The following is a 6,254-nucleotide window of genomic DNA, read 5'->3' as shown; positions in this document are numbered from 1 at the left end:
AGGGGTTTGGGGAGCAATGGAACCAAAAACCAACGTAAGCCCTACCAACGCTTTTCGGTGTCTTCTTCCCAGGCGCCCATCTCGACAAAACAGTTGCGCATGTCGGCCTCCTGGCTGATCTCGGTCAGCAGGTCATGCACGCTCTTGTCCAGCTCATCGTCGCTCCGATACGGAATGGTCAACTCATAGTGGCCGGCATCCAGCCGCTTCATGCCATAGGGCTCCAGGCAGTAGCGCTCAATGTTCTCCGTGGCCCGCTTCCGGCCGCGCACGAACTTGCTGTTATTCACCACCGCGAGGCGCAGGGTGACGGTGGCCACCCGCTCGGCGGCGGGCGGCTCTGCCGGCGACGCGGCCGAAGGCTGCTGGTCGCGTGACCTGGCGCTCTTCTGGTACGCGCCGATCTCGACACCACGGTGGCGCAGGTAGCTGTACAGCGTGCTCTTGGAGATGTGCAGCTTCTCGCCGATCGCGCTGACGCTCAGGCGACCTTCGCGGTAGAGGGTTTCGGCCGCCATGGCGGTGGCCTCAGCCTTGGCTGGCAGGCCCTTGGGACGGCCACCGATCCGGCCACGCGCCCGTGCGGCCGACAGACCCGCCTGAGTCCGCTCGCGGATCAGCTCGCGCTCGAACTCCGCCAGCGAGGCGAACAGGTTGAACACCAGGCGGCCTTGGGCGTGGGTGGTGTCGATGGGGTCATTCAGGCTCTGTAAGCCGACCTTGCGCTCTGCCAGCTCGCCGACCAACTCGACCAGGTGCTTGAGGGAACGCCCAAGGCGATCCAGCTTCCAGATCACCACGGCATCACCCGGCCGCACGTTGGCCAGCAGTTTGTCCAACTCCGGCCGGGCGCTTTTCGCGCCGCTGGCGATGTCTTGGTAGATGCGTTCGCACCCGGCCTGTTTCAGGGCATCGACTTGTAGGTCGGCTTTCTGATCCCGAGTGCTCACTCGCGCATAACCGATCTTCATCAAAAGTACTGTTTACTCGACTACGTTAGTAATAGTTGAACTTTGATTAAGCGTACCAGTTATTTGAACCGTAGCGCGGGGAGCTTAACGAACCGAGCCATTCCTCGATAGAGTTCGGCAAAACCTTCGTTTTGTCGAACCATTGCATCGCCCTTTGTGATTGGCGTATAAACACACAAACACCTATTAGCGGAGAACGCTATGAATACCATTCGCTGGAATGTCGCCGTCTCGGCCGACACCGACCAGTCGCTTCGGATGTTTCTGGCCAGCCAGGGCGGCGGCCGTAAGGGCGACCTGTCGCGCTTCATCGAAGAAGCGGTACGGGCACACATCCTGGAGCTGAGCGCTGAGCAGGCCAAGGCCGCTAACGCCCATCTGAGTGAGGCAGAATTGACCAACGCGGTTGACGAAGCGCTCGACTGGGCACGTAAGCGCTGATGCGGGTCGTGTTGGATACCAACATCCTGTTCAGCGCCCTGATCTCGCCACATGGCGCGCCCGATGCGATCTACCGTGCCTGGCGGGCGGCGCGTTTCGAGGTGGTGACCTCGCGGATGCAACTCGATGAAATTCGTCGAGCCAGCCGCTATCCCAAGCTTCAGGCCATCCTACAGCCCGCCAAGGTGGGCGCCATGATCAATAACCTGCAACGGGCTGTGGTACTGGAGCGCCTGACCATCGAGGTCGAAGCCGATGATCCGGATGACTCGTTTTTGCTGGCCATGGCCTTGGCGGGCGATGCGGACTACCTGGTAACCGGTGATCGCCGCGCCGGCCTGCTGCAACGCGGGCACATCGAACGCACGCGGATCGTCACGCCCGCCGTGTTCTGCGTCGAGGTGCTGTGATCAATGCCGGTCGGTTTTCTGACTCAAGAGCAACGCGACGGTTTTGGCCGCTATGTTGATTCGCCCAGCCGTGAAGAGCTGGAACGTTACTTCCACCTGAGCGATGAAGACCGTGAAGCCATCCAGGTGCTGCGGGGTAACCATAACCGTCTGGGTTATGCCGTTCTGCTGACCACCGTCCGCTTCGTTGGCGTTCTGCCGGACAAGCCCGCCGCCGTGCCGGTGGAAGTCCTGCAGGTGCTTTGCCGACAACTGGCGATTCCAGACCCCGACTGCCTCCAGCGCTATAGCGATCATCGCCGCTGGATACATGCCACCGATATTCAGAACCGCTTTGGCTATCGTCATTTCACCGATCCGGGCATCGGCTTTCGCTTGAGCCGCTGGCTGTATGCCCTCTGCTGGACGGGCACCGACCGGCCGGGAGTGCTGTTTGAGCGAGCCACCTCGTGGCTGTTCACACAGAAAGTCCTCCTGCCTGGTGTGTCTCAACTAGAGCGCTTTATCGCCCAGTTGCGCAGTCGGGTCGAAGAACGCCTCTGGTTTACGCTGGGCCGCAGCGTGACTGAGGAACAGCGATTGCAACTGCAAGACTTGCTGACGGTGGCCGAAGGCAACCGCAGCTCCCGGCTGGATCAATTGCGCTCCGGCCCGGTCATGGTCAGTGGCCCCGCGTTGATTCGGGCACTGCGCCGGCTCGATGACGTGCGCGGCATCGGCATCACCTTGCCGGCGGCGGCGCACATCCCTCCCAGCCGTATCGCCGCCCTGGCCCGCTTCGCCAACACGGCCAAGGTCACCGCGATTAATCGGCTGCCGGCGTCGCGGCGGATGGCGACACTGGTGGCCTTCGCACTCTGCCTGGAGGCGACTGCGCACGACGACGCACTGGAAGTCCTGGAGGCCTTGCTGCGCGACCTGTTCAGCAACGCGGAGAAGGCCGACAAGAAAGCCCGCATGCGCAGCCTGAAAGACCTGGATCGGTCGGCCGCGACGCTCGCCGCCGCGTGCAAGGTCGTGCTGGACAGCTCGATCAGCGATGACAACGTGCGCGCCCGGCTGTTCAACGACCTGCCGAGGACCACCCTGGAAAAGGCCCTGGAAGAGGTCAACGCGCTGATCCGCCCGGTAGATGACGTCTATTTTCTTGCATTGGAAGCGCGCTACCGCAGCGTGCGCCGCTTCCTGCCCGACCTGCTCAAGCACATCCGCTTCGGCTTCAGCCCGGCCGGCAAGGGCGTGGCGGCTAGTCTGGAGTGGCTGCAACTGAACCTGCCGCGCCGGAAGCCAGAGGATGACGCGCCGCAGGAGATCGTGGCCAAGGCTTGGCAGAAGCACATCACCCGCGAAGATGGCTCCCTCGACATGGGTGCCTATGTGTTCTGCACGCTCGATGCGCTGCGCACGGCCCTGCGCCGCCGCGATGTCTTCGTCTCGCCCAGTTGGCGCTATGCCGACCCGCGCCTTGGCCTGCTCGACGGTGCCGAATGGCTGGCGGCGCGACCGATCATCTGCCGGTCACTGGGCCTGACCATCGACGCCAAAACCACCCTGGACGCCTTGTCCGTCGAGCTGGATGCAACCTGGCTGGCAGTAGCCGCGCGCCTGCCCGACAACCCGGCGATTCAACTGAGCGAGAACACCGAGGGCAAGACCGAACTGTCGCTCGGGGCGCTGGACAAGCTGGACGAGCCCTGCTCGTTGCTGCAACTGCGGGCGGCCGTGTCTGACCTGATGCCGCGTGTCGATCTGCCGGAAATCCTCTTGGAAATCGCCGCCCGCACTGGCTTTTCCGAGGCCTTCACCCATGTCTCCGAACGCAATGCACGCGCCGACAACCTGGTCACCAGCCTCTGCGCGGTGCTGTTGGGCGGGGCCTGCAACACCGGCCTGGAGCCCTTGATCCGCACCGACAACCCGGCGCTGCGCCGTGACCGGCTGTCCTGGGTCAGCCAGAATTATATCCGCGACGACACCCTGTCAGCGGCTAACGCCATCCTGGTCGGAGCGCAAAGCCAACTGGAACTGGCCCAAGTCTGGGGTGGCGGCGAGGTCGCCTCCGCCGATGGCATGCGCTTCGTCGTACCGGTGCGCACCGTGCATGCCGGCCCCAATCCGAAGTATTTCGGCACCGGCCGGGGTGTCACCTGGTACAACCTGATTTCCGACCAATTCTCCGGCCTCAACGCCATCACCGTGCCCGGCACGCTGCGCGACAGCCTGGTGTTGCTGGCGGTCGTGCTGGAACAGCAGACCGAGTTGCAGCCGACGCAAATCATGACCGACACCGGGGCCTACAGCGATGTGGTGTTCGGGCTCTTCCGCCTACTTGGCTACCACTTCAGTCCGCGGCTGGCCGATGTCGGCGGTACCCGCTTCTGGCGCACGCGCCCGGACGCGGACTACGGCAAGCTCAACGGGCTGGCCCGCCAGTCGGTCAAACTCGACCTGATCGCCGAGCACTGGGACGACCTGCTGCGCCTGGCCGGCTCGCTCAAACTCGGCCGGGTGCCGGCGACTGGCATCATGCGCACGCTGCAAACGGGAGATAGACCCACCCGGCTGGCCCAGGCGCTGGCCGAATTCGGGCGGATCGAAAAGACTCTGCACACGTTGACCTATATCGACGACGAGTCCAAGCGCCGCGCCACCCTGACCCAGTTGAACCGAGGCGAAGGCCGGCACAGCCTGGCCCGCGCCGTGTTCCACGGCAAACGCGGCGAGCTCCGCCAGCGCTACCGCGAAGGCCAGGAAGACCAGCTCGGTGCTCTGGGCCTGGTGGTGAACATCATCGTGCTGTGGAACACCCTCTACATGACGGCGGCCGTGGAACGGCTCAAGCAGCACGGCTATCCAGTGCTGGAAGAGGATTTGGCCCGGCTATCGCCGCTGATCTACGAGCACATCAACATGCTCGGGCGGTATTCCTTTGCGGTACCGGAAGAAGTTGCGCGCGGCGAGCTGCGGCCACTGCGTAATCCAGACGACGACCTGTGATCCCCCTAAACGCTATGAGCAACACCCAAGCTGCTGCTGGATCGGCGGGCACTTCACCGAGCCGAACGAACAGAAAACGCAGCAATCCCCTGGGTTGGGGCGCAGCAGCGCCTTGCAGTTGCTGCACTCGTAATAGAACTGGCAGGCGTCCGTGGGCATGGTTTCCGGCTTGGCGAAGCCGCAGCGCGGGCAAGTCAGCACGGACTCAAGGACAATGGCGCTCATCGTGACCTCACTTCTGCACTGTGGAGGGGTATCCCGCGTTCGCGGTCGCCTCAGTCAGTGCCTCGGGCTGGGCCTTATCGGGATCGTAGGTGACGGTCGCCGTCTTCTGGTCGAAATTGACCTGGACGTCACTCACGCCGGACACCTTCTCCAGCGACTTCTTGACCGTGATCGGACAGAGTCCGCACGTCATGTTCTGCACGTCGAGCGTGACGGTTTTCGGGGGAGCCGCCAGCGCCACGAAGGGCAAGGCGAAAAGCACGGCGATCAGCAGTTTGCGCATGGTTAATCTCCTTCAGTAGAACAGCGGGGCGAGCCACGGCACGGCCAATAGGCCGAGCAGCAGCACGCTGACGATCCAGAACACGAGTCGCTGTCGCACGAGCGTGCGCGGATCGGCGCAGGGTGTACCTGGCGTACAAACCTGTGGCACCAGGTAGAGCTTGCGGAATGCCAATCCCAGGAACAGTAGAGTCAACCCGATGAAGAGGGGGCGTAGTGGCTCCATCATGGTCAGAGCGCCCACCCACGTACCGCCGACACCGAGTGCCAACAGCACCAGTGGCCCGACACAGCACACCGACGCACCGATGGCGGTCAGCGAACTCGCGACCAGCGAGCCTTTCCCGGTGAGTTGCATCCCCATTCCCATCTCCTGAGCCTGATTGCCTAGGTGCTATTCTAAACTCCGTACCAAAGTACGGAATCAAGGAGAAAGTGATGGCCACAGAGCTGACCATTGGCAAGCTGGCAGACGCCGCCGGGGTGAACGTCGAGACGATCCGCTACTACCAGCGACGCGGGCTGCTGGATGAACCAGCCAAACCCTTGGGTGGCCATCGGCGCTATCCGGTGGACATGGTGAAGCGACTGCGTTTCATCAAGCGGGCTCAGGCGCTGGGTTTCACGCTCTCGGAAGTCGGTGGACTGCTGACGCTGGATGAGTCGTGCGCCTGTGCCGAAACGCGAGCACGGGCTGCACGCAAGCTCGCGTTGATCGAGCAGAAGATGGCCGACTTGGTCGTCATGCAGCAACTGTTAGGCGAACTGGTGCAGCAATGTGATGCGGGAGACGGCGGAACGATCTGCCCGATCATCGAGGCACTGATCAGAGAGTAATGCCTGGCGGGTGAGCTGGAGATCGGAAAGCCCCTTTACGGTGGGATTCAGAGCTTACGTTGGTTTTTGGTTCCATTGCTCCCCAAACCCC

The 6,254-nt window shown here is 62.9% G+C and carries 8 protein-coding genes; 4 read left to right on the top strand and 4 right to left on the bottom strand.

The features are described 5' to 3' along the window. Positions 1 to 41: 41 nt before the first annotated feature. Positions 42 to 971: a recombinase family protein gene (locus N7650_RS27730; protein ID WP_003150544.1), complete on the bottom strand. Its 930-nt coding sequence runs from the start codon at positions 969 to 971 to the stop codon at positions 42 to 44. Positions 972 to 1,172: 201 nt separating this feature from the next. On the opposite strand from N7650_RS27730, the gene N7650_RS27725 reads away from it, so the two are divergent. Genes N7650_RS27725 through N7650_RS27715 form a run of 3 tightly spaced genes read left to right on the top strand, consistent with a single transcriptional unit; the run spans position 1,173 to position 4,819 of the window. Further along, entirely contained in the window at positions 1,173 to 1,412 is a 240-nt protein-coding gene (locus N7650_RS27725) for a ribbon-helix-helix domain-containing protein (RefSeq protein ID WP_003089107.1), read from the top strand. Next, positions 1,412 to 1,822 (top strand): putative toxin-antitoxin system toxin component, PIN family, encoded by a 411-nt coding sequence (locus tag N7650_RS27720; RefSeq protein ID WP_003150546.1) that lies wholly within the window; start codon positions 1,412 to 1,414, stop codon positions 1,820 to 1,822. Before N7650_RS27725 ends, N7650_RS27720 begins: the two co-directional genes overlap by 1 nt. 3 nt (positions 1,823 to 1,825) lie before the next feature. After that, the gene (locus N7650_RS27715) at positions 1,826 to 4,819 is read left to right on the top strand and encodes a Tn3 family transposase (protein ID WP_003299771.1); all 2,994 of its coding nucleotides are present in this window, start codon (positions 1,826 to 1,828) and stop codon (positions 4,817 to 4,819) included. A 12-nt stretch (positions 4,820 to 4,831) separates the two neighbouring features. Here the strand turns inward: N7650_RS27715 and N7650_RS27710 are convergent, their stop codons facing one another. From N7650_RS27710 to N7650_RS27700, 3 genes are read right to left on the bottom strand one after another with little or no spacing between them, the layout of a single operon-like run. Continuing rightward, the gene (locus N7650_RS27710) at positions 4,832 to 5,044 is read right to left on the bottom strand and encodes a GDCCVxC domain-containing (seleno)protein (RefSeq protein WP_003089113.1); all 213 of its coding nucleotides are present in this window, start codon (positions 5,042 to 5,044) and stop codon (positions 4,832 to 4,834) included. A 7-nt stretch (positions 5,045 to 5,051) separates the two neighbouring features. Then, positions 5,052 to 5,327, bottom strand: coding sequence for a mercury resistance system periplasmic binding protein MerP (gene merP, locus N7650_RS27705; protein WP_003150552.1), 276 nt, complete (start codon positions 5,325 to 5,327; stop codon positions 5,052 to 5,054). 12 nt (positions 5,328 to 5,339) lie between these two features. Beyond that, the gene (locus tag N7650_RS27700; protein WP_003089115.1) at positions 5,340 to 5,690 is read right to left on the bottom strand and encodes a mercuric transporter MerT family protein; all 351 of its coding nucleotides are present in this window, start codon (positions 5,688 to 5,690) and stop codon (positions 5,340 to 5,342) included. Between the two features lie 74 nt (positions 5,691 to 5,764). Between N7650_RS27700 and merR the strand changes: the two genes are divergently transcribed. After that, positions 5,765 to 6,163 (top strand): Hg(II)-responsive transcriptional regulator, encoded by a 399-nt coding sequence (merR, locus tag N7650_RS27695; protein WP_003089120.1) that lies wholly within the window; start codon positions 5,765 to 5,767, stop codon positions 6,161 to 6,163. The last annotated feature ends 91 nt before the right edge of the window (positions 6,164 to 6,254 follow it).

Source organism: Pseudomonas sp. GD04058, assembly GCF_029836855.1.
Taxonomy (GTDB): Bacteria; Pseudomonadota; Gammaproteobacteria; order Pseudomonadales; family Pseudomonadaceae; genus Aquipseudomonas; species Aquipseudomonas bharatica.
This window is presented reverse-complemented; position numbering and strand designations above follow the sequence as displayed.